Origin of the sequence: Pectinatus haikarae (genome assembly GCF_050916305.1) — a bacterium.
Taxonomy (GTDB): domain Bacteria; phylum Bacillota; class Negativicutes; order Selenomonadales; family Selenomonadaceae; genus Pectinatus; species Pectinatus haikarae.
This window is the reverse complement of the sequence record NZ_CP116940.1, coordinates 208,634-233,759: the sequence shown is the minus strand read 5'-3', so window position 1 is coordinate 233,759 and position 25,126 is coordinate 208,634. Positions and strand designations below refer to the sequence as shown.

At 39.1% G+C, this 25,126-nt stretch carries 18 protein-coding genes; 6 read left to right on the top strand and 12 right to left on the bottom strand.

Translation table 11 applies throughout. From position 1 onward, the window contains the following. Window positions 1-3: 3 nt before the first annotated feature. From NXG61_RS01140 to NXG61_RS01110, 7 genes are all read right to left on the bottom strand, one after another. Window positions 4-1,863, bottom strand: coding sequence for a polysaccharide deacetylase family protein (locus NXG61_RS01140; protein ID WP_307223816.1), 1,860 nt, complete (start codon window positions 1,861-1,863; stop codon window positions 4-6). Next, on the bottom strand, window positions 1,850-3,676 hold the full coding sequence (locus tag NXG61_RS01135; RefSeq protein ID WP_307223839.1) for a glycosyltransferase family 2 protein: 1,827 nt from the start codon (window positions 3,674-3,676) through the stop codon (window positions 1,850-1,852). The genes NXG61_RS01140 and NXG61_RS01135 overlap by 14 nt, the downstream gene beginning before the upstream one ends. Before the next feature lie 64 nt (window positions 3,677-3,740). Continuing rightward, entirely contained in the window at window positions 3,741-6,419 is a 2,679-nt protein-coding gene (locus tag NXG61_RS01130; protein WP_307223817.1) for a polysaccharide deacetylase family protein, read from the bottom strand. A 45-nt stretch (window positions 6,420-6,464) separates the two neighbouring features. Continuing rightward, window positions 6,465-7,853 carry a hypothetical protein gene (locus tag NXG61_RS01125; protein WP_196603243.1) on the bottom strand — a complete coding sequence of 463 codons (1,389 nt, stop codon included), beginning with the start codon at window positions 7,851-7,853 and terminating at the stop codon, window positions 6,465-6,467. A 138-nt stretch (window positions 7,854-7,991) separates the two neighbouring features. Next, on the bottom strand, window positions 7,992-9,311 hold the full coding sequence (locus NXG61_RS01120; RefSeq protein ID WP_307223819.1) for a nucleotide sugar dehydrogenase: 1,320 nt from the start codon (window positions 9,309-9,311) through the stop codon (window positions 7,992-7,994). A gap of 352 nt (window positions 9,312-9,663) precedes the next feature. Continuing rightward, window positions 9,664-11,364 carry a diguanylate cyclase gene (locus tag NXG61_RS01115; RefSeq protein ID WP_307223821.1) on the bottom strand — a complete coding sequence of 567 codons (1,701 nt, stop codon included), beginning with the start codon at window positions 11,362-11,364 and terminating at the stop codon, window positions 9,664-9,666. A gap of 38 nt (window positions 11,365-11,402) precedes the next feature. Beyond that, entirely contained in the window at window positions 11,403-13,076 is a 1,674-nt protein-coding gene (locus NXG61_RS01110) for a tetratricopeptide repeat protein (RefSeq protein ID WP_432748964.1), read from the bottom strand. Window positions 13,077-13,402: 326 nt separating this feature from the next. Here NXG61_RS01110 and NXG61_RS01105 point away from each other — a divergent pair, with 326 nt between their 5' ends. Genes NXG61_RS01105 through NXG61_RS01090 form a run of 4 tightly spaced genes read left to right on the top strand, consistent with a single transcriptional unit; the run spans window position 13,403 to window position 16,684 of the window. Continuing rightward, window positions 13,403-13,897 (top strand): HD domain-containing protein, encoded by a 495-nt coding sequence (locus NXG61_RS01105; protein ID WP_307223825.1) that lies wholly within the window; start codon window positions 13,403-13,405, stop codon window positions 13,895-13,897. Window positions 13,898-13,923: 26 nt separating this feature from the next. Beyond that, window positions 13,924-14,739, top strand: a complete 816-nt coding sequence (gene folP / locus NXG61_RS01100; RefSeq protein ID WP_231038436.1) for a dihydropteroate synthase — start codon at window positions 13,924-13,926, stop codon at window positions 14,737-14,739. A 22-nt stretch (window positions 14,740-14,761) separates the two neighbouring features. Next, a complete protein-coding gene (gene folK, locus NXG61_RS01095) occupies window positions 14,762-15,601 on the top strand; it encodes a 2-amino-4-hydroxy-6-hydroxymethyldihydropteridine diphosphokinase (RefSeq protein WP_307223826.1) in 840 nt (279 codons plus the stop codon). Window positions 15,602-15,607: 6 nt separating this feature from the next. Further along, window positions 15,608-16,684, top strand: coding sequence for an iron-containing alcohol dehydrogenase family protein (locus NXG61_RS01090; protein ID WP_307223828.1), 1,077 nt, complete (start codon window positions 15,608-15,610; stop codon window positions 16,682-16,684). Window positions 16,685-16,784: 100 nt separating this feature from the next. Here the strand turns inward: NXG61_RS01090 and NXG61_RS01085 are convergent, their stop codons facing one another. The 3 genes from NXG61_RS01085 to NXG61_RS01075 form a co-directional block, all read right to left on the bottom strand. After that, window positions 16,785-17,495: an SIMPL domain-containing protein gene (locus NXG61_RS01085; protein WP_307223830.1), complete on the bottom strand. Its 711-nt coding sequence runs from the start codon at window positions 17,493-17,495 to the stop codon at window positions 16,785-16,787. Between the two features lie 54 nt (window positions 17,496-17,549). Continuing rightward, window positions 17,550-18,656, bottom strand: a complete 1,107-nt coding sequence (gene ychF, locus NXG61_RS01080) for a redox-regulated ATPase YchF (protein WP_196603250.1) — start codon at window positions 18,654-18,656, stop codon at window positions 17,550-17,552. Between the two features lie 72 nt (window positions 18,657-18,728). Continuing rightward, window positions 18,729-20,738, bottom strand: coding sequence for an LTA synthase family protein (locus NXG61_RS01075; protein WP_307223832.1), 2,010 nt, complete (start codon window positions 20,736-20,738; stop codon window positions 18,729-18,731). 272 nt (window positions 20,739-21,010) lie between these two features. Here NXG61_RS01075 and NXG61_RS01070 point away from each other — a divergent pair, with 272 nt between their 5' ends. Next, complete coding sequence (locus NXG61_RS01070) at window positions 21,011-22,021, top strand: hypothetical protein (RefSeq protein ID WP_307223833.1); 1,011 nt, start codon at window positions 21,011-21,013, stop codon at window positions 22,019-22,021. A 33-nt stretch (window positions 22,022-22,054) separates the two neighbouring features. Continuing rightward, entirely contained in the window at window positions 22,055-23,035 is a 981-nt protein-coding gene (locus NXG61_RS01065; RefSeq protein WP_307223835.1) for a hypothetical protein, read from the top strand. Between the two features lie 94 nt (window positions 23,036-23,129). Here the strand turns inward: NXG61_RS01065 and NXG61_RS01060 are convergent, their stop codons facing one another. Together NXG61_RS01060 and NXG61_RS01055 are read right to left on the bottom strand one after the other, a co-directional pair. Then, the gene (locus NXG61_RS01060) at window positions 23,130-23,720 is read right to left on the bottom strand and encodes a viroplasmin family protein (RefSeq protein ID WP_196603254.1); all 591 of its coding nucleotides are present in this window, start codon (window positions 23,718-23,720) and stop codon (window positions 23,130-23,132) included. 74 nt (window positions 23,721-23,794) lie between these two features. Then, on the bottom strand, window positions 23,795-25,084 hold the full coding sequence (locus tag NXG61_RS01055) for an amidohydrolase (protein ID WP_196603255.1): 1,290 nt from the start codon (window positions 25,082-25,084) through the stop codon (window positions 23,795-23,797). Between the last annotated feature and the right edge of the window lie 42 nt (window positions 25,085-25,126).

Sequence of the window (25,126 nt, the reverse complement as noted above, 5' to 3'; positions counted from 1 at the left end):
CCGTTATAAATATTTTACAAACCAACCAATAATTGCTTCACCGTATTTTTTCCCCGTGTATATTATTTTCTCCATTCCGGTATATTTGGAAGAGAATAAGATATTTTCTCTTGAAAGGTTCTTGATAGTCAATCCGTCAAATACAGCGTCGTAAACATCATCAGTGAGATTCCTTTGATCGAAGCCATGGGTTGTCCAGCCTGAAAGTAAAAACAGTCCGCCGGCATCTGTTTTAGAAAGTTTCGTATTTACTGCCGGTTTTTCATTCACTGAAACGCTGATATCATCATCTTTCAGTGTAATTGATAATTTTATATCCCCCTTCTCATTAGCGTTTATCTCGGGAATGTATTCTTCTCCTCCCTCGGCTACGGACGGGGCAGCGGTCTTTTCTGAATTTAATCTTTTTAAATACACCTGTGCCTGTCCTGTGGATGGAGCATAGCGGGAAAAAGTTTCCAATTCTTTTTTTCGTGCAGCAAGACTGTCTTCTTCAATTGATTTTATGGGAATATTATTTATACGATCAAGGTTTACACTTGCTAATTCAACCTCTTTGCTGTCTTTTTTTTCTCTGACAAATAACTCTCTGCCGCTTACCAGTACACTTATATAGTTGTTCATGGCATCATCGCTGCGCATGCGGATTTCCTGTTCGCCTTGTTTGTTGCCTTCCAATTTTACATCTATACTAATGTTTTTATAATTGTTGCTGTTTTTTAATTTTATTATGCCTTGATCTTCCGGCAATGAAGTTATATATATTTTTTCATCTAAGAATTCACTGGCACCTTTCAAGACACTCCATGCTGCAGATTTTGAACTATCACCGGTTTCAAAATTCAGATCCTGTCCGGTATCATATTTTATACGCATTAAAAGATGATTTGACGGCCACCATGCCTGAGGCTGCAGTCGTGTTAAATCGTATATACTGCTGTTTTTTATATTGAGTGCGTAACCTTCCCTGTTGAAATTCAGCTTGAAAAGTTTGGTCAGCCAATAGGCGTTTACATTGCTTACCTGGGGATCATTGCCAAAGCTTCCCGTATTGGCGTGCATCAATATACTGACAGGCGGTACATAGCCGATATTGTCTATATATGAAGATTCGAGTTTCTCGTAATCATAACTTATTCTATCCTTCATTCTATCATAGCTTTCCTTGGGAACACCGTATTTGTCTCTGATATAATCCATGAGATAATGGTTGTATCTGCGGCCCAAATACTGATGCATCATTGAAAACATGAGAGGATTAACTTCCCCAAGATAATTGCCGTATCTGTCAAAAATGTTGATGTAAAATAGTCTGTAACCGTTGGAACCAAGTTCCCAGTAAGTGCTGTCCAGAAGCTGCTGCAAATCTTCCGGTGACAGAAATTTATTATCTTTTTTTGTGAAGTTTTCCGGATAAGTAAAAATAGCGGCCTTATAGTTTAATTTTTCTAAAATATCTTTGGCAAAAATGGCTGTGTCTCTGCGTCCGTCTTCGAACATCAGATAAACTGCCTTATCTGGCAGTTTATCACCATTTTTATAATAATTGTATATGTCTTCAGAAGTTATTGTTTCATAGCCTTGCTTTTTCAATGATTCAAGCTGGTGTCTCAATCTGTCCTGTGATATGAGCAGCTGACTGCCTTCTGTCCGCTGCACACCAAAATAGGATAGAGCTATAAATCCTTTTTCTTCCTGTATTTTATCGGTATATGGCTGGTAGGTATCTCTGTAGAAAATATTGTATATAGAAAATAGAAGGATTGCACTTAATAATACCAGCTGCAATACAGTTCGTATAAATTTCTTCCTATTGCGTATTCGAGAGAAATTTTTACTGTCAGTATCATTATTTTTTTCCATCAGCACTACCTCCCTTATGATTTTGTTCATCATAAGCTTTTATATCAGCGGCAGTCAGTCGCGTGCCCCATGTCGATTTCCAGAAAGTCACCCAGGCAATCGGCATTTGCCATAATAGCACAGCCTCATAGTACAAGCAAAACCACATCCCGTATAACCATGTGGTGCTGCGGCGCAAAAATAGCTGGGCAACGCTCATCAATAAGGCCATCATTAAAATGCCTATGAGAAAAGTCAGAGGAAAAACTCGGTGTGCTAGTGGTATATATATGAGATTGTAAATCACAATTATCGGGGCAAGCATGGGAACAAGCAATCCCATATAGAAAGATAATGCCATAAATGGTTCTTTTTTCCACATGTAGGTTGCGGCTAAGAGCGATTCTCTGAGCCATGAACGTTTCCAACGCATTTGCTGACGTAAAAAGATTTTATAGGTATTAGGGACTATTGTTGAACATACAGCGCTGTCCTGATAATCAGTGCGATGTGAGCGCAGAATAAAATTTGTCATTGAACGGTCATCGCCAAAAGTAGCTTTTTGACCTAAAAATTTTTGGTCCAGCCATGCTTTGCTGTATTTCAAAACAAGATCTTTCCTGTAGCAGGACAATGGACCGGACAAGCAGGTAACCGCATCGAACAATCCTTCTGCCGCTTTCAATATACGAAAAGCTATATAATATCTGACGGACTGCATTTTTGTCAGAGCATTCGTGTAAGTATTAGCCACGTCTGTGCGTCCGGAAACGCCTCCTACTTTTTTATCCTGGAAGGGCTGTACAATATTTCTTATTGCAAATGAATCAAGAAAACTATCAGAATCGACAAAAACCAATAAATCATTTTTTGCCATTTTGGCACCTATGGCCAGGGCTTCTCTTTTTCCGACATTCACTGGCTGAACATAGTAATGGATCCTTTCCTTTATATTATAGCCTTGTTCTTTATGCAATTCGGAAATTATTTCTTTTATCATAGCTACAGAATTATCATTGGAACAATCGTCTACGACTATAACTTCTAAACGGTCAGTGGGATAATCCTGATTGATGCAGCTCAGAATAGTTCGTTTTATCCATGCTTCTTCATTAAAACAGGGAATTATAATTGTTACAGATGGTGTAAACCGCGGATTTATCGGTGTCGGTCTGTAAAATGCACCGAATAGATATCGGCTGAGAAGAAATGTCGCGGTGAGAATGCTGTATAGATACAGTATTTTGTTGAAGCTGAAGTAAAGAATGCTGGATGAACGAAGCAATATAATGAACAGACAGACAAAAAATATGAAAAAAGATGCAATTGATAACATATAAAACTGCCTTTTAGCATAAATATATTGAGCTAAAATCTGATCAAAGCAAAAAGCACAGCAGATTTTATTTGTATGATCTTTATAAGAACGCACCCATTTTGCACGTATTTTTCTTATTTTCATCTCGTATCCTTCCGGCATAGTTCCGGGAGCAATGCGGAAAGTCAGCCTGACATATGATGAATTTTTTGCTAGTTCCTGATATTCTTCGGGAATGTTGCATGATATGCCAGAACTTGATAGATTGACAGTTCGGCCGACGACAGTGCTTTTGTGTCCATTTTCATCAAATATTTCTATTTTGACTGTGTAATCTACCAAATAGCGTCGACCGGTGTCTTCTTTTTGTTTGCTGACGACATAATCTTCGTGTTGATTACTGTTATTTATACCGCGGCGGTCTACATTTGTCCTTTTTTTATCTTTGTCAGGTACATTAGGGAGGATCCTTCTGTCTGACATTTGCTGAAGAAGGATATCGTCCCTGTTTGTCATGTCATTTTTTTGTATATTAGCGATATTTTTTTTGATATTCGCTGTCTGTTTCGGCGTTTTGTTTTCATTGTTCATATTTTTCACCGCCTATATTGTAGCTGGAATCTTTGGAAACAGACATTTTAGTATACTTCGGATTGGACTGATTATAATCATCAACTAAATAATCCGAAAGACGGGCTGGAATAAATTTGGCAGGATCGCCATCTTTACGCTGTTCATTTGCCGTGAGCAGCAGGTCGAGAGCTCGTGCAGTATATTCGGCGTTGTCGCTCATATGCATCACTAAGATGGCACCTTTTCTTACTTTTCCGTTTTCATATATGCCGGTTTTTATATCATTAAGCATACTCAGCAGATTGGGCTGATCGTAATCATGTGTGCTGTAAGATCCATCAATGACGTACGTATAGCCATTGGCGTATAAACTTTCCAAGCCCATTCGGCTCACAGTCAACTGGGGCGGTCTAAAGTATCGTGTAAGAGACGGCTGCCCGTTTATAACAACATCACCAACAACTGTTTCCAGTTTTTTGTAGCTGTCATGTAAATCCTGCATATATGCTTCACGTGATTGTACGGATCTTTTTTGAATATTTGTCCGGGCATCCTGTGTAGTCATAGGCTTATGCCAATCACTGTGCGAGCCTATGTCATGACCATCCATGGCGATGGATCGCAAAAGGTTAGGGTTATTCATTACGTTATGTGTAAGAACAAAAAAATTGGCCTTTGCATTGTGTTTACGAAGTACATATAATAATGGGTTTATAGCTGCATCCGTGCCCCAGTCGTCAAAGGTAAAAAAAATGACAGGATCATTTGTATGTATTTGTCCGGTTTTGTCAAATGATCTCATTTCTGCAAGTGAAAATCCATAAGCATTGCTGTCGATGCTGACAGCAGGATTACCGATGAATCTTTCTTTGATATAACTTTTAAAGGAAAGAGCTTGTCCTGCCATTTGATTATATTGGCTGTGCAGGTATTCGGGAACATCCGCTTCAGAAGAAAAAGCATAACGATAGGCTGAATTTGACATTATCTGTCCTACCGATTTTATAGTATAGGCGGAATTATTATTGCGTGTATTGACCTTGGGATCATCGTAAAAGGAATTATAAGCTATATTGTCTATTTTTTTACGTTTTATGAGGTCCATTACTTTTCCTGCCATAGAATCATCATCATAATAGTCAAGGCGGAAATAAACTATCCAGCCTCTTCCCAAAGAGTATACATATTTGCCGAAAAGCCCGTTAACAACATTTTCTGCCGCAGTATATCCTTTCATATCAGATCTTACAGCATTTATATAGGGGGATACCATGGTTAAGCCCATCGCAGCAAGTGCTTCACGAGTTTCATCGGCAACTGCTCCCCAGGGCTGCATTGCTATGGATGGATAGGCTCCCATCGATTCAAGCCGGGAACGAACATAATCTACTTCTGCACATACGGTATAGAAGTTTGAATTCTTGAGTGAGCGTATACCGATACCGACTTCATTGCCGCTGGCTATTATATCTTTTATCATAGACGGATTATTATCAATATCATTTTTCATAACAAAAAAGGTTCCTGTTGCATTCATTCTTTTTAGGCGGTTCAGTATATCATAGACGGTATCAGATTTTGTTAATCCTGCAAAAGCAAAACTCAGGGATGGCTCTGTTGTTAAGATCATTTTTATGGGCTCAGCTAAAGTACCGGCATTTTTTTGTCTGATGTATTCATAATCAATATTTTGGGCTTGAGCTTTACTGAAGAATAATGTATCAGCTAAAAAAATAATTTTTTCCTGCAGTTTTTTTATAGATATTGAAGCAATATTTATATTATTATTTTTGGCAGTTTTAAGTTCACTGACCAATCGCATATTTGTGATATCGGTTGTCTTGATATTGTACTTATCCATTGATTTGAGGATGCGTTCCGTAACATCGACAATATTCTGTCTGACGATATTATTATCCACACCGGTTTTCAGCCCAGGCTGTTTGTCAAAAGCTGGTCGTTCATCTTTTTTTTCAGGTTTGTATTGCACTCTGTTGACAGGAGTTGCTACATCTAGAGAAATTATACTGCCGGGAATAATGGTTTTAATTAATGCATCGGCAGCGGCATCTGTGTCTATGGTATCCTTTTTTACATATACATTGGTTTTTACCGCGGCTTTAAGGTCAGCTGCGGCAGCTGTTTTGAGGAGTGCTGTTGTATACGTTGTTTGAGGTGCTTTGAATATTTCAGCTGCTGTACCTGTAGTTACCTTAATCACTTTTTGTGTTTTCAACAGCTGTAATAATATTTCTTCCTGGGGCATTTTATCCAGTTCAGATAAGCCTACATAGGTGTAATTGCCAATGGTGTAATTTCTTTCATGGATTTTTTTCAGGGAGTCATTGTCAATGGCAGCACTGCTGCCATCAATAAAGAATGATGCTTTGACATTATATTTGTCTAAAAGATCTAAAAGACGGTCAGTCGTTGTAGGGTCAGGTAACCCGTCGAAAGTGAGAACTATCTCTTTCGTTTCGGGTGAGTTGACATATATTTTGGCAGGAATGATATCATTATGGATTTTTTGCTTGGCTTGTGCCAGTTCATTGTCAACGTTATATTCTATTGACAAATCAGTGATATCAGAGTGTCTGTAGGAATCGGCACTATAAAAATACCAATATCCGCATATTGCGGCCGCCAGTATAATAAACACAGCTATGAGTATGTTCCTGTTCAGCATAAACTTTATCCCCCTTTACAATTTCGAAAGCTATGCTCTTGTTCTTTAAAAGCCGTAGGAAATCTGTCCCCACAATGTTTTTACTCGATCATCACTGGATTTATCTTTCAGATCATAGTACTCTATCCCTAAAATGACATTGGGTATCAATGTATAATACCATCCTGCACCATACCCCTTGAAGCCGTTCATATAGCTTCCCAATCCGGACATAGTATGGTTGATATAAGTTGTTCCGGCCATATTATAATAACGAATGGCTATCTCATATGTACCCGGCACCCATGAGCGGTTATAACCATATATTGACGATAAAACATATCCATTTGAAGAATCGCTGCCGTCGTTTTTATTGGCCTTAAAATACATGGCACCCAGTGTATAATTACCCGTGTAATATTTTGAACCCAGGCTGTAAATATTTATTGCGTTACCATAGTTATTCCAGCGGTATACCCCTGCCGTATAATCAATATCGCGGCTTGTTTTGTGATATGCTTCAGCATAAAACATGTTTTCTGTATCATTAACCTTACCATATCCGGCAGAATAAAGAGTGGACTTATCAGCTGAATTTGCACCAAAAGTAGAAAGCTTTACTCCCTTAAAATCGGAATCCAGTATATTGCCGTCGCCAAGATATGCGCTTGTGGCTCCGGCTTCCACATCTACGGGAAGATTGAAGAGGTTTGTACTGCCGCTTATATAATAACGATCGAGGCTTACTTTGCCGTCTTTTGCATTGGTGTAGTATCTATTGTTATTCGAATGGGAAAAGCTTTTATCGCTTTCCAGCATACCGTGTATTGTCCAGGTATCGTCTAAGGGCTTATCCATGTAAATCCTTGTGCGAATGCGATGGTCATTCCAGTTGTATCTGGGATTACTGCTGCTGTTGTTAATGATGTTGTAGCGGATTTCACCGCGTATTTTCAATGATTTATCAATTGATCTTGCAGACTTTTCTGTTGAGGCTTCTTTGCCGGCATTGTATCCCAATGCCTCAATTTCTATTGAAAACTCCTGCATAAGCTTTTTTATATCTTCATATAAAAAAATATTTGGCTGATTGCCAGAAAGCTGATTATATATGTATGGATTATTTTGGCGGTAATAATTATATGCACGTGCTGTTAAAATAGCTCCTTCTCGTCTGTTAAGGTTATGCGGTTCCAAGGTAACGGCATCATCCGGACTTATCAGTCCGGCATTGTTCAGTCGTGTAAAAACATCATATATCCAATAAGGTGCTGATTCGTTGAAGCGTTGATATAATGCTGGCAGAGGCGCTCCAGAGGAAGCAGTGTCCTTACGGGGAGACTGTATGAGTTTGTCTGCAGCATTAGCCCAGTCCGGTATTTGTTGGGCATTGACTGAAACCACAGGCAGTATTGCAGTGAAGATGAAGAAGAAGATAATAATTAAATTTTTCATAATACATCCCTTCTTTTCATAAAATTGGCACAGAATATAAATCTTTATATCATATAAAAAGAAAAAATTGCAATTGGCATCCTCGCTGCAATACAGCAGCAGATATTCCATATGCTGTACGATTATTTATCGGCAGAGCTAAAGCGCCCAATAGGCAAATCCCATTTTTTCCATGCGGTCCCTATCATAGATATTTTTTACGTCTATAATAACCGTTTTATTACCTTGAAAGGATTGTGCAGTCAAAGTTTTTAAAGCATTGTCATTAAATTCGATGAATTCTGTGTGAGCTACGGTAAAAATCAGACAGTCAGCATCATTTATTTCCGTACAGTCTACCATATCAATGTTATAGTTTTTCTTTATGTATTTTTTGTCGGCATACGGATCAAATGCTTTTATATTTATGCCATAACTTTCTAATTGACGGATTATATCTATGACTTTGGAATTGCGCATATCAGGGCAATTTTCTTTAAAGGTCAGTCCCATTATGTAAATATTATCGTTTTTTATAGCATGTTTTTCTTCTATTAATTTACGAATGGCAGACTCGGCAATGAAAGCTCCCATCTTGTTGTTTATTTTCCGTGCCAAAGAGACGATTTCCGCGCTGGTATTATTCATTGATGTTTTATAGAGAAAATAATAAGGATCGACACCTATACAATGCCCGCCGACAAGCCCCGGACGAAAGCCGAGTGCATTCCATTTTGTATCCATAGCGTCAATTACAGCCTTTGTGGATATTCCTATTTTGTTGAATGCTACTGCCACTTCATTTATAAAAGCGATGTTTATATCTCTCTGGGTATTTTCCATCAATTTTGCCGCTTCAGCTACTTTGATACTTTCAGCTTCATAAACTTCATCTATGATTAATGCATATATTTTTTTTATATCTTCCCGCACTTTATCATTTGTGCCGGAAACTATTTTAACTATATTATGCAGACGATGAATTTTATCTCCAGGATTTATCCGTTCGGGTGAATAGCCGACAAAAAAATCTTTTTCGCATTTTTTCCCGGAAAATTTTTCTAATTGTGGAATACATAATTCTTCTGTTACACCGGGATAGACTGTGGATTCAAAAACGATAGTCGTCCCTGGAGAAAGGTTTTCGCCAATGATTTTGCTGGCGTTAAGGACAGGCTGCAGATTTGGTGTATTATCCTCATTAATGGGAGTAGGAACAGCTGCTATAATGAAATTTGCCATTTTTAGTTCAGCAGGATTATTTGTATAAAAAATATCGCATTTTTTTAATTCAGTATTACCTATTTCTTCCGTAGGATCAATACCCATGCGCAGAATATTTATTTTTTCATCACTTGTATCAAACCCAATCACCTTCGTTTTTTTTGAAAAGGCTGCTGCCAGCGGCAGGCCCACATAGCCCAGACCCACTACGGCAATTTTAAGATTTGCAGAAATTTTTAGTTTCTTTAGTGCCATAATATCACTCCTATATATCTATTCTGCTCTGTCCGGAGCGGATAGATGAGTTGCAATAAACATAATAAAATATGCACTGCATGTTTTACATGAGAAAAAATGACAATATATTTTCAGAATAATTTTAAATAATAAATTAATTATATATCATATAGTAAGGATAATCAATATTCATGAATAAAAATGCGCTATTTATGTAAAGTGCTTATTTTTTCAATTCAGAATATATGCTGAGATTATAAAAATTAATTGTACTTTATCTATTATCGATTTGATCAAAGGAGCGGTGATTGCAAATAAAAACAGCCGCTATTATTCACCGGAAAGCATATGATGAAATAACGGTTGCTGATTATTGAATAAAAATGTCATAAAATCCGAAATCTTTCTTTACTATATGGCCTACTAATACTTCCTGAATCATAAATTCCACGACATCCAGCATACTTTGTTTATGCTGAAGATATTCGCTATACATATCTGTCATCCGTTTCATGAGTTCTTGATGATTTTTTCTATGTTCTTCATAGTCTTTGTATTTAAACTGTTGGATAATTTTTTCTTCTTTTTGAAAATGAATGGAGACATTTTTGATCATTTCTTGCAGCAACAGGTAAATGGCATCATGATTGTCACCATTCACGCAGTTCTGAATGATTTCATTAGATACTTTGACAAGATTACAATGATCTCTGTCAATTGACGGATTGCCGCTGGTAAAGAATGGACCCCATTCGATCTTTATGGGAATACCGTTTTCTATTATATTTACCTTCTCTTCACAGACTATTTTATTTTTCCCCGTTATTTTTGCCAGATAAAGAGAATTATCCATGCGGCGCAGCAGGCTTTCCTGCGTATCATCAGACCGCCACGCGGCTATACCGAAACTTGCGGTCAAAATAGCTGTGTTTTTGAAATCATGAGCGTCAACGGCATTTCGCATTTTTTCCGCAATCGCAGTGACTATATCCAGGTCATCTATTTTTAGCAGGGCAATAAATTCTTCACCGCCCCAGCGGCAAAGAAAATTTGCGGACACCAAATTATTGTATAATATAGACGAGAATTCTTTTAATACTCTGTCGCCCTCCAAATGCCCGTACTCGTCATTTATATTTTTGAAATCATCTATGTCGGCCATTATCAGCGAAAATGAAGAGCCATTATTCTTGGCTTCTGCAAAAATGTCACTGTAAACTTTTGTGAAATAAGTCCTGTTGTACATGCCGGTGAGATTATCCTTTTCCGCTAATCTGGTGAGACGATTATTTTTGGAAATAAGTTCTTTTTTCATTCTGTAGCGGCTGACGCACGAATGAAGCCTGAGCATGAATAAATTGTAATCTATTGGTTTTATGATAAAATCATCCGCACCCAGGCCAAGACAATGTGGTATTACCTGTCCGTTGCCGTAAGCAGTCATCAATATTATTATGGCGTTGCGATTGATATTTCTTATATAATTTATCAGCACTTCACCACAGTATACGGGCATTACCAAATCCACGATAAAGAGATCATACTGTTTTTGACAGTTTATGAATTCAGTGGAATCATGATAATAATCCACTTTGGTTATTTTTGAATCTAAAAAAATCTTTTCAATAATTTTCAGACAAAATGTACTGTCATCTATAACAGCGATGCTCAGTGTTTTGAAAAATTCCGTTGTTTCTATTTCAGCCTTAGTGGTTTGCAGATATTTTTCAAATCTATATTGATCAAATTGTTCTTTGTCGAAATATGCCATAACGCCAAGCTGTGAATAGTGCTTTTCCATTTCAAAATTTTTCTGCGAAGAAATGACAATTATGGATGGGCATACTATTCCCTTGGCATTTATTTTATCAATTAAGCTTTCTACTGGCAAAGCAGGCATAAACTGATCAAGGATGATTAATTTATATTCTGTTTCGTCAAATAATTTGCCGAAAAAATCGTTTGTTTCTTTGTAAAAATATATTTTCGTATATGAAAAGCCATTTTTCTCGACGAGCTTTTGAATCCTATGTGAAAAATCTTTATCGGTTTCAATATGCAGTACACGCATTTTTTCCACCTTCATTTATCTATGCTTTTACAAAAGCTTTATTTATCATGTTCAAGCCATTTCAGAGCAGATTTATCTCCGTTTTCAGCAGCTTTTTTCATCCACAGGCAGGCATTTTTCTTGTTTTCACCTATTTTTCCTGATGCATACAGAGCACCAAGATTGTATTGGGCAGTTACTTCGCCTTCTTCAGCAGCCTGCTGATACCATTTTTGCGCTTCTATATAATTTTTTTCCACGCCATAGCCATTTTCATACATTACACCTATACTGCATTGACCTTTGGGGTCTCCTTTTTGGGCGGCTTCTTTGAAATAATATGATGCTTTCTCATAATCCTTGGTCACACCTTCCCCATCAAGATACATGCAGGCAATCTGATAATCTGCCTGTCCCATTCCCTTGGCGGCAGCTTTTTGATACCATTTTTTTGCTTCCTGATAATCTTTGATAGTACCCTCGCCTTTTTGGCACATGACTCCAAGATGATAGGCGGAATAAGGATCATCCTGTTCTGCTGCTTTTAAAAACCATTGATAGGCTTTGCTGTCATCCCTGGGAACACCCTCTCCGCTTTTGTACATTGCTGCCAATTCAAATTGAGCCGGGGCATAGCCTTGAGCTGCCGAAGCTGCATACAATGAGGCGGCTTGCTGAAAATCCTGATCTGTGCCTACACCTTCATCGTACATGGTAGCCAGCACGCATTGGGCGGCTGCATGGTTTTGCTGGGCGGCCTGACGGTACCATTTGATGGCTTTTTTGTAGTCCTGCTCGATTCCGCTGCCGGTATCATACATTTTGCCAAGATAAAATTGAGCCGGAGCAAAATTCTGTTTTGCGGCCAATGTGTACCATTTTACGGCTTCTTTGGGATCTTCGCCGACTATACAGCCGGAAGCGTACATGACCCCAAGATTACATTGTGCGGGTGCGTGTCCGCATTGTGCCGATTGTTTATAGCAATTAAGGGCCTTCTTTCGATCTTGCTCAATACCATAGCCATTATCGTACATAAAACCGAGATTGCATTGTGCGAGCGGATTATTCTTCTCAGCAGCTTTCGTATACCAGGCAACAGCTTTAACGTGATCCTGCGCTATATTATCATCACCCTCAAAGTACATATCACCCAATTTACACTGTGCGGCTGCATGACCATTTTCAGCAGCTTTTTCATACCAAGAAAAAGCTTTATGAGAGTCTTTTTTTACTCCCCAGCCGTTTGTGTAAAAACTTGCCATATCGTATTGAGCCAGTGCGTAACCTTGTTTAGCTGCCATTTCACACCATCTTACTGATTCACCGGCGTCAACGACGACCATCAAGCCTGAATAATATAAAAAGCTTAATTCATATTGGGCAAAGACATCTCCTTCTAAAGCTTCATTTTTAATTTCTTCGATGAGCTTTGGCTGCCCATAATTTGGTCTTTCCATGATACAGTACCATAATGAACATAATTTGCTGCCAAGTTCATGCCCGCGCCGATAATATTTTTTTTGCAGGACTTTGTCATTGCAGGATGGGATGAAATGGCCGTTATATAATTTAGCCAGAAGATAGAATGCGTTAGCACATTGTGTCTTGGAAAGCTTTTCCAGCAATGTGAACGCCTCTTCATATTCACAATGCAGAAAAAATTCTTTTGCGTCCTGCATCATAGAGGTTTCTTGTATATCACTATTGTTTTCGTTATTGTCATAATTCATAGGATGTCTGCCTTTCATAAATAATATATCATTTGCCTGCTTTTTCTGTAAACTCGTCACGGGAAAATGATCATTTGCCGATTGGGATATAAATCTATTTATTGAAGATATAAGTATAACTGTAAGAATAATTATATTTATACTGGCATATAAAGTCAATAAACTTCAGATATAAGAAGATAATGCGCATGGACGTTTTGATATCAGATAAAAATATTTGCGGCAGGTAAATTCAGTTATTTCACAGAATACATTAATATCAGTTGCGAATGTCCGGCTTAATCAATAAATTTTGCGGAAGAAGGAGCAGGGGAATAATTTAAAGAATGGGAAACTTTTATGACAGACGCAATCTTATTTTATGTCATCCGTTATTTCAAAAGAGCTATAAAAAAATAGTGCATTACGAAAAAGACCGTTCTTTTTGCCGTCATGATATGACACATTTTCTTGATGTAGCACGAATTGCCATGATACTGAATAATAAGGAACAGCTTCAAATAAATGAAGACCTTATTTATGCCGCGGCCTTGCTGCACGATATCGGCAGACATAAACAGTATAAGAATGGAGAAGATCATGCCGCGGCCAGTGTACCGATAGCTGAATGCATTATGAGAGACTGTTCATTTTCTGATGAAGAAACTGAGTCTATAATAAAGGCTATTTCAATGCACCGTAATGAAGAGATTAAAGAGCAGGCTGATCTTTGCGGTTTGCTTTATCGGGCTGATAAGATGAGCCGCAGCTGTTTTTGCTGCAAGGTTAATGCCAAATGCAGCTGGCCGGAAGAAAAGAAAGGTAATAAGCTTATATATTAGAATGAAAAGAAAGGGGCAATATAAATTTGCTGATAGGCAGGAAAGAATTTATTAACAAAGATAAAACATATATTATGGGAATTCTTAATGTGACACCTGATTCATTTTCCGATGGCGGAAAATATAATTCCATGCATGATGCTATTGTCCATGCGGAGCAAATGATCGAAGACGGGGCGGATATAATAGATATAGGAGGTGAATCGACAAGGCCGAATCATATTCAGATAAGTGACGATGAAGAAAAAAAACGTATCTGTCCTGTTATTGAGGAAATAAAGAAGCATGTTGATGTCCCAGTGTCAGTAGATACTTATAAGGCTGAAGTAGCAAAGGCGGCCATTAGTTCAGGAGCTGATTTGATCAATGATATTTGGGGTCTTAAATATGATAAAAAAATGGCGGGCCTTATTGCTGCCAGCGGGCTGCCCTGCTGTCTGATGCACAATCGCAACGATATGAATTATGCCGATTACCTGGAAGATGTGATTGCTGATCTGAGGAAAATTTTACAGATCGCTGATGATGCAGGAATAAGCAGAGAAAAAATTATTCTTGATCCGGGTATCGGTTTTGCAAAAAGCTATGAAAATAATTTAGCATTGCTCAAGCATATGGACATCCTGCACGAGCTGAAGCTGCCCCTGCTGCTTGGGACATCACGGAAATCAGTTATCGGTACAGCGCTTGATCTGCCGATTGCCGAACGAATGGAAGGCACTCTGGTCACTACGGTGCTGGCTGTTTTAAATCGTTATATGTTTGTGCGTGTACATGATGTAAAGGAAAATTATCGTGCCGTGAAAATGGCAGAAGCCATTATTTCTTCCGGGCTGCAATAAATTATAAAGAAACGGAAATGTTATGGACAGTATAATAATAAAAGATTTAAGTGTATATGCTTATCATGGCTTTTTGCCGGAAGAAAGAAAATTGGGCCAAAATTTTTATATATCAGCAGAATTATTTGTTGATCTGCGCTCTGCAGGCATGCATGATGATATCAGTCAAACGGTAAACTATGCTGCTGTGTGCGGTTTTATAAATGAATATACACGGGTGCACCCGGCAAAGCTTATAGAAACGGCGGCTGAACAATTGGCTGAGCAGATATTGCTGAGCTTTCCGGCGATTGAAGAAGTTTCTCTTTCAATAAAAAAGCCAAGCGCACCGATAGGATTGCCTTTGCAGTATGTTTCAGTCAAAATAAACCGTAAATGGCATGAAGCTTTTATTGCCTTCGGTTCAAATATTGGCAATAGAGAAGGATATATAAATTATGCGATTGAAGAGCTTCGGCATGTGGTGCGGATAAAGCTGGAGGCTGTTTCTCCTTTTTATGCATCTACTCCTTACGGCGGTGTTGAGCAAAGTAATTTTATCAATGGAGCACTGAGGCTTAGTACACTCTTGCTGCCGTTTGAACTGCTTGACCTGCTGCAGAAAATTGAGCGGGGGGCCAAAAGAAAACGCGATATTCATTGGGGCCCGCGCACCTTGGATCTTGATATACTTCTTTACGATGATGAGATTATCAATAATGATAAGCTTATATTACCCCATCCCGATATGGCAAATCGGGATTTTGTTATGAAGCCGATGGCCCAGCTGGTTCCGCAGAAGCTGCATCCTGTTCTGAATAAGTCAATGCAGGCATTATATGATGCTATTCCGCACGACCAACTACATATATATAGGAGCTGAATAATTATGAGCACCACGACTTTTTTATCAAATTATACTGTCGGCGCTGACGCATATGGAAAAATTCCGCTGATATGCGGATACGGCGGCAGGACTGCTGTTGTTATCGGCGGTAAAACAGCAATGGAAAAAGTCAAAAATAAACTTATTGAGGCAGTAAGAGGGACTTGCGTTGAAATAACGGATTTTATCTGGTTCGGCGGCAATGCCACTCATAAAAATATTGGAGTATTGTTGAATAATGAGGCAGTAAAAAAAGCAGACATGATATTTGCTGTCGGCGGCGGCAGAGCTGTGGATACGGCAAAAGCAGCAGCGGACAAGCTTGGTAAACTGGTTTTTACTTTTCCTACGATTGCTTCTAATTGTGCTGCGGTTACATCTTTGTGTATATTATATAATGAAGATGGTTCTTTCGGAGAATTTTATTTTGGACGCCATCCGGCAGTACATGCATTTATAGACACCGAAATAATAATGGCGGCACCTTTAAAGTATTTGAGGGCGGGTATAGGTGATGCGCTTTCCAAACAGTATGAAGCCGAATTTAATTCGCGCGGTGACGAAACGGATCATGAAAATGCACTGGGACTGCAGATAAGCCGCAACTGTTCATCACTGCTTTTAAAATATGGACTGCAGGCTCTCAGAGATGCTGATAACGGTGTCATCAGCGGTGCTCTCGAACAAACAGCGCTGACTATTATTATTAATACGGGACTGGTGTCTTTGCTGGTGAAAAATTATTATAACAGCAGCATGGCACATGCCGTTTATATAGCTTGTACACAGCTGCCGGAATGTAAGCTGCATATGCATGGTGAGATAGTAGCTTATGGAGTTTTGTTTTTGCTGACACTTGATATGCAGATACAGGAACGAAACAGGGTATATGCTTTTAATAAAGAAGCGGGGCTGCCTCTTTGCCTTGCTGATATAACGATAAAATATGAAGTCCTTGACAAATTTATTGCAGATGTGGCTGAGGACAGATATTTGGAACATGCACCATATAGCATAAGCCGCCAGAAAATACAAAAGGCAATTGATGAGCTGGAGCAATATCATCAATCTCAATCGTGACAGCAGATCATAAAAATTAAAGAACAATAAAATATGCCGGAGATTTTTTAAGTCTCCGGCATATTTTATATCGATTTTGTATTTAGCCAATTGTGCATGCTCAATTTATTTCAAACGTAACGGAAATTCTTGCTGTTACATTCAGATCCTTGGCATTGATTGGTGTGGTTGTGGACATATCAGCTGACATGGCCTTTAAGCTGACATTTGAAGCACGGTAGTTTTCTATATATATGTTGCTTTCACTGGCGCTGACGACATTAACGATGCTTTTACCCAAACCGTCAGCTATAGTCCGAGCCTTTCCCTTAGCATCCAGAACAGCTGCTTTTATGGCAGAATCCTTATATTTCTTTTCATCTTTCAAACCGAATTTAACAGAATTAATATTATTTGCACCATTTCTTACAGCAGTATCTATTATGCTGCCGATCTGATTTATGTCAGCAGTAGTGACTATAACAGTATTTTCCGCCTTGTACTGACTTATGAGCTGACTATTGTCCTTGTCATATACAGGATAGAAATTATATGAAGATGTTTTTATATCGCTTTCCGTTAAGCCAATATTATAAAGCGCATTTTGGATTTTTGTCATTACGGCAGCATTTGATTGAGCAGCTGCCTGTGCTGTTTCTCCTGTAGTTTCTATACCAATTTCAACAGAGACCTGATCGGGAGTGACAGTAAAATCTGATTCACCCTGTACGCTGATGGTGCGCGGTGCACTCTCAGCATTGACCACTGTCTGCCCCAAAGAAAAACAGAATAAGAAAACACTCATAAAAAACATTGCATAAAATTTTTTCATAATGATTCATCTCCTTGTATTATATATGATTATCCAGTCATCTGAAGAAAAAAGTCAGACATTGAAACGGAAATAAGTGACATCGCCGTCCTGCATGATATAGTCTTTTCCCTCCAGGCGTACCTGTCCTTTTTCCTTGGCCGTGTTTGTGCTGCCGGCCGCTACGAGATCATCGTAGGATACTATTTCAGCCCGAATAAAGCCGCGCTCTATATCTGTATGAATTTTTCCTGCAGCCTGAGGTGCTTTTGTGCCTCGGGTTATCGTCCATGCTCTGCATTCATCGGGACCGGCTGTCAGGAATGTCAAAAGACCCAGTAATTTAAAGGCACCCTTTATCAATTTGTCAAGGCCGGATTCGTCCAACCCCAGTTCCTGTAAAAACTCTCCGGCTTCTTCTTCGTCCAGCTCAGCTATTTCTGATTCTACTTTTGCGGAAATCGCGACAACTTCGGCTTTTTCGTGGGCCGCATATTCTTTGACCTTCTGGACATAGAGATTTTCCTTATCTGCGGAAGCAGCCTCGTCCTCTGCTACATTTGCTATGAATAAGGCCGGTTTCATAGTGAGCAGATTCAAGTCCCGCAGGATTATTTCTTCATCTTCAGTGAGCTCCACACGACGTGCCGGCTTACCGTCTGAAAGTACTTCATAAACTTTTTTGAGCATCGCTTCTTCTGCCTTTGCTTCTTTTGCGCCGCTTTTTGCTGCTCTGCTTGCTTTTTCAAGACGTTTTTCCACCGTTTCCATATCGGCAAGGCAAAGTTCTGTATTGATTATTTCTATATCACGCAGCGGATCAATAGAACCCTCCACATGCGTTATATTACCGTCGTTAAAACAGCGCACCACATGCGCAACCGCATCTACCTGGCGAATATGCGACAAAAATTTATTGCCGAGGCCCTCTCCCTGCGCCGCACCTTTTACCAATCCTGCTATATCGACAAAACGAATAGATGCAGGTGTGGTTTTCTTTGATTTATACATTTCATGCAGCACCTGAAGGCGTTTATCAGGTACATCGACAACACCGACATTAGGTTCTATTGTGCAAAAAGGATAATTAGCTGCTTCAGCGCCTGCCTTTGTTATAGCATTAAATAAAGTGCTCTTTCCTACATTGGGGAGTCCGACGATCCCAACTTCCAAATTACTCAAAATAAATTCTCCTCTGTCATTTTTTATTTTACTTTATTATACATTGCTCTGCATAAAATTAAAAGTGCGGCATTATTGTGAATCAGCTGCAAGTTTTAAAACAGCGGAATCTATCTTATCTCCGTATTCTGCTTTCCACCAGGAAACGGCTCTGATGGCATCAGCGTATTGTAAAATTGCTGCAGAATCCTGTGTTGTACCGGTTTCTGCGAACACTTCAGGGATAAATTGGTCTTCTTCGGTTTTTCCGATACTATTATTTGTTATGGCAAATGCATAGTTTGCGCCTATTTTATTATTGAGAGTCAGACTCCTGCCGACTGAATAATACGTGAATCCTTTTGGTGCTATCAATTCGACTAGAGTCGGAAATATATCTATTTGACTGCCAGCGGCATCTTTGGGCAGCAGATTCCTGCTGATTCCGCGTCCGTTGATAATGAAAGGAATTGCATAACGTTTATACATAGAAGGATTTTTCTCTATATTATAACGGTCTGCATGATCGCCTACTATTATAAAAAGACTGTCCGGGTATTTATTTTTCATTGCATCAATAAAATCTGCCAGCATTTTGTCTGCATACCAAAAGTGACCTAGTTCTTTCAAAAGCTGCTCATCATTCCTGTACTGCGGAGCGAGAGCGTCTGTCACCTGCCCGGAAGGAAAGTCATTTGCCTTTAAATCTACTTCAAAAGGCGAATGATTAGAAACATTTAAAATTACATTGAAGGAACTCGATTCATCGGTATTGGCGAGTACAAAATTGTACAGATCTTTATCGTCTGCTCCCCAAACACTGCCCTTGGATGTTTCCGTGAGATCGTTCCTGCTGTAGAAATTATCAAACCCCTGTGCTTTTGTAAACTTTTCTATATTTTCCCATGAGGATGGCCCGGCATAATAAAAATTAGGCGCATAGCCAAGTTTTTTCATCTGCGGTGCCGTTGCCGTGGAATAAGGCTCTTTCATTTTATCTACCATTGTAGTCAGATAAAGATTTGCATCGGCAAAATTTGTCACTGTTCCCATCAATGCATTTACTGTACTGGAGCCGTTGGGAAGAAAAGAAGAACAATATGCTGTATCCTTTTGTGCAATCAGCCCTTTCACACCGTCTGCTATATGAAGATCGGCATATTCATCCAAGAGAGGCCAATTTGCATAGCTTTCTGAAATTATTAAAAAAATATGTCCAGGTTTTTTTATGATTGCTCCTTGTGCCTGTTTCACCAGATAATGATCTATACTGCTGTTGCCGGTTTTTTTACCGCTCAAAGCAGCTGCAAACTGCTTTACATCTTCTGCCGTATAACTAAGACCATTGCTGCCGGCATTTCGTTGCTGCATACGATAGGCACGATAAATTGCCTGTCCGTCATCAAGAATGACTTCATTTAAAAAAGCATCCTTTGTTATTGCTGAATTTTCCCAATCTATTTGTGATTGCCAGCTCCAGCTGCCGCCAAATAAGGAAAAACGGGCCAATAAAAAAATGATCAACAGAAATAGCACTCTGCCATTCAAATGCTCGGGTAAAATTTTTGACACATTCAGCACCAAAAATTTTTTCCATAAGAAAAATAATATTGCAGCAAAAAAAACGGCGCCTGATAAGCGTACGGGCAAAGAAAACTGTTCTATCATAGTCTGGAAAAGAGCGGACCAATCTTCATGGACGGCAGTAAAAAGCATCTGGTTGAAGCCACTGTGATAAACACGATAATACGGAAATCTGGCAGCAAATAAAATGCATGCTATAGCCAATTCCAGCAGCACTGCCACATTCATTAATATAGTTCCCCAGCGCACAGAAAAAATACGTCCCAAAAGCAGAGCAAAAAGGGCAACTGAAACCATGATGCCAACAGTCTGCATACTCATTCGCATTCCCAAAAACAGAGCGTTTTCTATGTCTGTGAAATTACTCTGTTCCGATATATAATCATGCATATTTATGATGAAGACTATTCTGAAGAAAGATAATATCAACCAAAAATATAAATAGCATTTTAATCCTTTTATAAGAACGTTAAAAGTTTCATTCCATTTATTTTCCGATAATGAAAATTTCCTAAACATATAAATACGCTGCCTCTCCTATTGAAATCAACACGTGCCATATTAACACATCACTATTAACTAAGCAAGATACTGACGCTGTGTTATACAGACTGCTTTATATATTTTACAATTAATATTTTAAAATATATCGAAAATAACCTGCTTTATGTTAAAATAAACTTATCGTTGATTTGTTCTGGGAAGATATAGTATAGTAAAAGTTAAACTTGTGGAAAGGAACGTTATAATTCATGGCCTGGCATAGATTTAAAGTAAAGGGCAAGCATTACATGACTAAGCGCATGCGTACACTTGATGTTATAGCACGTTCAGATGTAGCCGCAAAGCAGAGAGCTATCAGCAAGAAACTCCTGCCGCCTTTCATTTGCGAAGAGATAGATTTTGAACCGCCGTCGGAAAAGTTGCTTGAAGAGGCTGTATTACAGGGGATTGCAGTTCCGGAAAATGCCAGCGGTGATGATGTGAACAGCCTTATTGAAAGTAAAAATGATATTGCACCACCGGCTGGGCTTATTGCATTTGCGGAAAGATGGGATATTTATTTTTCTCAGTATATCGGTAATAAAGCTCTTTTTAATATTACTTTCAAAAATCTGCCGCAGGAAAGCAGCTCAGCTTTCTTTGTTTTTTCTGTATATAAGTTCCTATCCAAGGACAAGAAGACAAATCTGGATACACATCCTTACAGAGAGATTTTTTATAAATTTGCTGCTGTAGCAGCAAATGATACACGTCTGCTTCGTTCGATCGCTAACTATAAGGGGGAAAATCTTTGTGCTTTTGGCACGACTGAAGGACTGCCTGCTGATTATAAGGCAGGTGGAGTCAGAACTATTGCCTATAAAACAGCGGCAGCTTTTATAGAAGAATATTTTGATGATAATTATCAGCCGCGTGCACTGAAAGATAGCGGTCAATCTCAGCTGGATAAAAGCGGGCAGGAAAAATCAATACTGAGTTCAATAACACCTGCTTCAACCGTGAAATCTGAAAAAAACAGGGAGATTTCTCCGGCCGTCTTTATTCTGTCTAAAACTGATACATTTGTGCCGACAAGGGCCATAGAATTGAAAAATAAAATAGTAAAGATACCGGATTTAGAAAATAAAGCTGCGGCTGATCTGCCCATATATTCGCAAAAAGCCGAACCGGTAAGAACTCCCATGCGTTATGAACCAACAAATAATTTGGAAAAAAAATTTCTGGATAAATCGGGATGCTTGGCTATGCTGGCAGTACTGGTCATCATTGTAGTTATTATTGTTTTCCTGTTATTTTAAATTTGTTTGATTTATTATTGAGGTGATTGAAATATGAAAAAATTATTTTTGATCTGGGTGTTTTTCCTGTTTATATTTATGGCTGCCGCACCATCGATTATTTATGCACAGGCTGGGCAAAATACAACGGGAGAAACAAGCTGGACATGGATAGCTTCAGATGAAAAATATGGTAAATTTTACGCTCCTGAAAGAGTACGTGTTACAGCCAGAGAAAATGATATTCCCATATGTATTGAAGCATGGATAAAAACTGCCTATACAACTGCAGGCGCGGCTGAAACTGTTTCCGCGATGGGACTTAAGGAAATTTCAAACCCTGCGTCGCTTAGCTACAGTCTGGCGCTTATTGAAATAAATCCTCAGGGACGGACTTTGGATTACAAGCAGGAAATTTTTTATGACAAAGAAGGCAATATTCTGGTTTCGCATAAATATGATCAACCCCGCTTGAAAGAGATAAATTCCCAATCCTTTGATGAAAATTTTTATGATGCCATTGTAGATCAAGTATTTGGTCAGGGAGAAACTGCGCGCACTAAAGCCAATGACCGCTGGATTACGTTATGGCGTAAAGTGGATGCTGACACAGCTTCGTCTTCAACCGCGGACACAACAACAATACGCAAACGCGGTGATGATGTTTTTGTCTGGATCTGGCAGGAAACTCGCAATAACAGCACAAGTGCCATAACACAAATCAATTTCTATAAGAAAGTTTTTAGTTTATCAACCTACAGTTACAAAATAACTTCGTATTCCAGTTGGACGCCCGCCGAAAGATGGAAGGATAATAATGCCTCTTTGACGGGGCAATATGCATCTATTGTTCCTGACAGTAAGGAAGATATGGAAATTCGAATGATAAAGCAGTATGCAGATGCCCATCCCGACTGGGTTAATCGTTATCAGACTGCAGGAAGTAAAATAACGGCAGCAAATACTCCTGTAGAAAATCAGCTCCAAACACCTGCGGCAATTACGCAGGGTTCCGGTTCGGCAGATACATTATGAGCACTGAGTTTATTGCCATGTATTAATACAGACAGCCGCAGCGGCCCGTTTTAAACGGGCTGCTGCGGCTGTGTTTTCGTATAAGGCTAAAGGCTTAAATTCCCAATTCTTTTTTTGCCAGTTTATCGACTAATTCATTGCCGGGTATTCCAGTGTGACCGGCAACTTTCTTAAAACGTACGATATCTTTGTAATCCTGCATGAAAGCAGCATATTGAGCAGTCCCTGGAGTATTTGTTTTCCAACGGCCTTGTGCCCATTCCGAAATACCTATATAATCGTGGCAAATAATGATTTCATCAATTTTATTCTTTCGGGCCCATTCAGCTGCCTGCATGGCTGCTTCTATCTCTCCCGCGACATTATTCATTTTTGCATTTTCGACGGATTGTCCGACGCCGCTGGCTGTGTGAATGAGATCTCCCTTATAATAAACAGCTATTGCCCAGCTGTATTTTCCCGCTATATATGAACCGTCGACATAAGCATAGTGTAGGCTTTCTTCATCGGAAGCAGCCAGGGGTTTTTCTGCACCCAAATATGACTCAGCTTCGGGCAGCGTTGCAAATCCTTTGTAAAGAGCACCGGCAAAATGGTCAATTTGTTCTTTACAAGCTGACCAACTATGAAAAATGCCGGTTTTTCGCCCATTTTTTACAGCATAAAAATTTTTTTTAGCGGCCAAATCATTTCTTCCTTCCCTTCTGGGGTATACTCGGCAGTATGTTAATCGCTACTTTTATTGATTTAAGGATGGTATCAATTTTTTATGGTTTTACCTGTCAATCTTTCGGCACATTTATTTGCCTCATAAATTATTTTTTCTTCGTCAATCGTTGTAAGGAGGCCTTTATCCAGAAGAATTTTACCATTTACAATAACCGTATCGACCATTGATGCATTAGCAGAATATACGAGCAGTGATATAGCATCATAGCAAGGTGTCCATTGTGTTCCCTGCATGGAGAAAAGTGTTATATCGGCTTTCATGCCCGGTTCAATTTTGCCAGTATCATTAAGACCTACAGCTTTTGCACCATAGTATGTTCCCATTTGCAGGGCTTTAAAAGCCGGCACTGCCAGAGGATCAAGAGTAGCAGCTTTGTGGATCAATGCCGTCAGATTTATTTCCTCCAACATATCCAGATTATTATTGCTGGAAGCTCCATCTGTTCCAAGTCCTACACATATGCCTTTTTCCAATAATTTTTTCACAGGAGCTATTCCGCTGGCAAGTTTCAGATTGCTGCCTGGATTATGAGCGACTCTGACATTGTGTTTTTTCATTATGGCAATATCTTCATCGCTGAGGTGAACACAATGCGCAGCTAATACTCCACAGTCTAAAAGACCTATTTTTTCCATTTGAGCTATTGGCGTTTTAGAATATTTTTCCAGGCATTCTTTTACTTCACCCTCTGTTTCGGCTAAGTGAATATGGATCTGTGCATTATATTTTTGTGCCTTCTCAATCACTTGCTTAAGAAAATCCGGCGGGCATGTATAAGGCGCATGCGGGCCAAACATGACTGTTATTCTGCCGTCGGCGCTGTTGTTATAATTTTCAAAAAGAGTGCAGTTTTCCTGCAGCGCAGCCTGACCATTAGGAGCAGCACCAATCATGCCGCGCGATAAAACGGCACGTATACCGGTCTCTTCCACCGCTTGAGCAACTTTATCCATATCACCATACATGTCAGCAAAAACAGTTGTGCCGGTTTTTATCATTTCTGTGATGCCAAGCATCGCACCCCAGTATATATCATCCTTTTTCATCTTTGCTTCAACGGGCCAGATTTTATTTTCCAGCCAATCCATCAGCTTCATATCATCGGCATAACTTCGCAGCAATGTCATAGATACATGTGTATGTGCGTTAACAAAACCGGGAACAGCCAACTTACCCTGTCCGTCTATAGTAGTATTGGCAGTAAAAGTTTCGGGAATTGTACCAATGGCGAAAATAATATCATTTTTGACAGCAATATTGGTTTTTTTGGCAGTGCCATTGGGAAAAACAGTAAGTACATTTTTTATTAAGATATTCATTTTATTTTCCGCTTTCATATTTAAATTAACATGTAAATTGAT

What these genes read in the sequence shown, in the direction of transcription:
- NXG61_RS01085 (WP_307223830.1), bottom strand. Translation starts at nt 17,495, where the DNA reads ATGAAAAAATTTTATGCAATGTTTTTTATGAGTGTTTTCTTATTCTGT.
- NXG61_RS01070 (WP_307223833.1), top strand. Translation starts at nt 21,011, where the DNA reads ATGACTAAGCGCATGCGTACACTTGATGTTATAGCACGTTCAGATGTA.
- NXG61_RS01090 (WP_307223828.1), top strand. Translation starts at nt 15,608, where the DNA reads ATGAGCACCACGACTTTTTTATCAAATTATACTGTCGGCGCTGACGCA.
- NXG61_RS01125 (WP_196603243.1), bottom strand. Translation starts at nt 7,853, where the DNA reads ATGAAAAATTTAATTATTATCTTCTTCTTCATCTTCACTGCAATACTG.
- NXG61_RS01140 (WP_307223816.1), bottom strand. Translation starts at nt 1,863, where the DNA reads ATGGAAAAAAATAATGATACTGACAGTAAAAATTTCTCTCGAATACGC.
- NXG61_RS01130 (WP_307223817.1), bottom strand. Translation starts at nt 6,419, where the DNA reads ATGCTGAACAGGAACATACTCATAGCTGTGTTTATTATACTGGCGGCC.
- NXG61_RS01065 (WP_307223835.1), top strand. Translation starts at nt 22,055, where the DNA reads ATGAAAAAATTATTTTTGATCTGGGTGTTTTTCCTGTTTATATTTATG.
- NXG61_RS01075 (WP_307223832.1), bottom strand. Translation starts at nt 20,738, where the DNA reads ATGTTTAGGAAATTTTCATTATCGGAAAATAAATGGAATGAAACTTTT.
- NXG61_RS01120 (WP_307223819.1), bottom strand. Translation starts at nt 9,311, where the DNA reads ATGGCACTAAAGAAACTAAAAATTTCTGCAAATCTTAAAATTGCCGTA.
- NXG61_RS01110 (WP_432748964.1), bottom strand. Translation starts at nt 13,076, where the DNA reads ATGAATTATGACAATAACGAAAACAATAGTGATATACAAGAAACCTCT.
- NXG61_RS01135 (WP_307223839.1), bottom strand. Translation starts at nt 3,676, where the DNA reads ATGACAAACAGGGACGATATCCTTCTTCAGCAAATGTCAGACAGAAGG.
- NXG61_RS01055 (WP_196603255.1), bottom strand. Translation starts at nt 25,084, where the DNA reads ATGAATATCTTAATAAAAAATGTACTTACTGTTTTTCCCAATGGCACT.
- NXG61_RS01105 (WP_307223825.1), top strand. Translation starts at nt 13,403, where the DNA reads ATGGGAAACTTTTATGACAGACGCAATCTTATTTTATGTCATCCGTTA.
- NXG61_RS01115 (WP_307223821.1), bottom strand. Translation starts at nt 11,364, where the DNA reads ATGCGTGTACTGCATATTGAAACCGATAAAGATTTTTCACATAGGATT.
- folK (WP_307223826.1), top strand. Translation starts at nt 14,762, where the DNA reads ATGGACAGTATAATAATAAAAGATTTAAGTGTATATGCTTATCATGGC.